This is a genomic window from Acetobacter pomorum (assembly GCF_002738225.1).
GTDB lineage: Bacteria > Pseudomonadota > Alphaproteobacteria > Acetobacterales > Acetobacteraceae > Acetobacter > Acetobacter pomorum.
In genome coordinates, this window is the sequence record NZ_PEBQ01000078.1 from 1 (window position 1) to 466 (window position 466).

The following is a 466-nucleotide window of genomic DNA, read 5'->3' on the forward strand; positions in this document are numbered from 1 at the left end:
GCTCCCATTAATTATGAGGAACTGGAGCGTGCGATAGATCACGCAGAACGTCTCATCAGCCGCCATCGGCCTGATTAGGTTCAGCAAGAACTAGCCAAACTGCGGGCCACGTGATTTTGGGCTATTTGGCTGAGGGGGTGTTTCTTCCGGCGCAGAAAGCTTCTGACTGGCACGATTGAACCACGATGCTGGGGATTGTGTCTGTTGGGAATTCATACCCTGCACTGCTCGTTGATCGTCCTGCAAGTCAAGACTACGCACGGCAGCCCGCCCGATCGCATAAATGGCGTCACGCGCAGAACCGTCGCGTCCTGGGAGCACGGTCAACTTTTCAATGCCCGCCTTTTGCGCTTGATCGATATGACGCAGAACGGCACCAACCTGCGTGTCGCTTTCCAAAGCTTTCAGTTCTCCCCGTAAGCCCCTGAGTTCTTTCAACGTGGCACTATCTGCCTGGCCTGCGTTC

General features: G+C 55.2%; 1 pseudogene. It reads right to left on the reverse strand.

Annotated elements, in window-relative coordinates:
- Positions 1 to 90: 90 nt before the first annotated feature.
- A pseudogene (locus CSR02_RS04855) lies at positions 91 to 466 on the reverse strand (Fic/DOC family protein); the annotation flags it as partial.